This is a genomic window from Actinomadura darangshiensis, assembly GCF_004349235.1.
GTDB lineage: Bacteria > Actinomycetota > Actinomycetes > Streptosporangiales > Streptosporangiaceae > Spirillospora > Spirillospora darangshiensis.
In genome coordinates this window covers 1-1,110 of record NZ_SMKY01000640.1, presented here as the reverse complement: position 1 = coordinate 1,110, position 1,110 = coordinate 1, and the positions used below count along the sequence as shown (strand labels likewise).

The window sequence follows — 1,110 nt, the reverse complement described above, 5'->3', positions numbered from 1 at the left end:
CCGCCGCCCGCATCACCGAGGCCACCGCCGCCCTGCTGGACACCGGCCGGGCCCGGCTGCGCGAGTACGCGCTGGCCGAGTCGCCCAGCGGCGACCCCGGCGCCCTGGCCCGCTGCGCCGACCTGGTCGAGGCCGGCCAGGCCGCCGCCGGCGGGCGGGTGCGGCGGGTACCGTCCCCCGGCGGCGACCATCTGGTCACGTCCTGGGGACCGAACCAATCCGGACACCTCCTCGTCGTCGGCCACTACGACACCGTCTGGCCGGTCGGGCGCCTTGCCGGCATGCCCTACACCGACGACGGCGTCACCATCACCGGCCCCGGTGTCTTCGACATGAAGGGCGGCCTCATCGCCCTGGAAACGGCCTTCCGGGCACTCGACGCCGCCGGGATCGCGGTGCCCGCGCCCGTCCGCGCCGTCGTGGTCGCGGACGAGGAGGTCGGCAGCCCCACCGGCCGCGCGCTCGTCGAGGCCGAGATGCAGGGCGCGGCGGCGGTCATCGGGCTGGAATCACCGCATCCCGACGGCGCGCTGAAGTCGGCGCGGCGCGGCAGCACCCGCGTCGCGCTGCGGGTCCGCGGCCGCGAGTCGCACGCCGCCCTCGACCCCGGACGCGGCGTCTCCGCGATCGACGAACTGCTCGACCAGCTCGCCGCCGTCCGCGCCGCCGTCCCGGACGACGGGACGACCCTGTTCAACATCGGCCGGATCGAGGGCGGCCGCCGCGCCAACGTGATCGCCGGGGACGCTTGGGCGGAGATCGGCCTCCGCTTTACCGACGCCGGATCCGAGCGCCGGATGCTGGCCGTGCTCCGCGACGCCCGGCCGGTCCGGGCCGGCGCGCAGGTCGAAGCGGAGGTACTGACGTCCCGCCCGACCTGGCAGGACGATCCGGCCAACCCGCTGCTGGCGCACCTGGCCGAGCTGGGCGCCGCGCTCGGGCGGACCGTCCGGGGCCGTCCGGCGGCCGGTGCGGGCGACGCCAACCTGCCCGGTTCGCGCGGCCTGCCGACCGTCGACGGCCTGGGTCCCCGCGGCCGCGGGGCGCACGCCGCAGACGAGCGGATCGAGGTCGCCGACCTCCCCCGCTGCGCCGCCCTCCTCGCCGCCC

At 77.7% G+C, this 1,110-nt stretch carries 1 protein-coding gene; it reads left to right on the top strand.

What is annotated here, in order from left to right:
• On the top strand, nucleotides 1-1,110 hold a 1,110-nt coding region (locus E1293_RS47110), incomplete at both ends, for a M20/M25/M40 family metallo-hydrolase (RefSeq protein WP_207939565.1).